The following is a 216-nucleotide window of genomic DNA, read 5'->3' as shown; positions in this document are numbered from 1 at the left end:
AAGAACCGGTCAGGTCGCATCACCTATCAAGCGCCCACACTTATCGGCTGTAAATTTTTAAAGATCGCGTCGCGCAAACTGCCCGGTTGGTCGCCGCACCGAAGTGCGCTTACTGCCCGGCGTTTGCTGCGTTGCTGCGTCAGCAGCAGAGAAACGAGATTATGAAGGCTCTTTTTCGTTTCGTCAACTTCTTTTTTTACGTTGCCGTTTAAAAGC

The 216-nt window shown here is 50.9% G+C and carries 1 protein-coding gene; it reads right to left on the bottom strand.

The features are described 5' to 3' along the window. Nucleotides 1–26 precede the first annotated feature (26 nt). Nucleotides 27–216: hypothetical protein (locus U4Y88_RS37710; RefSeq protein WP_321790159.1), on the bottom strand; the 190-nt coding region annotated here is incomplete at its 5' end.

The sequence above is a fragment of the Paraburkholderia sp. J94 genome, from assembly GCF_905220285.1.
Taxonomy (GTDB): Bacteria; Pseudomonadota; Gammaproteobacteria; order Burkholderiales; family Burkholderiaceae; genus Paraburkholderia; species Paraburkholderia tropica_A.
The sequence above is the reverse complement of the archived record's forward strand: the minus strand, read 5'-3'. Positions and strand labels throughout refer to the sequence as shown.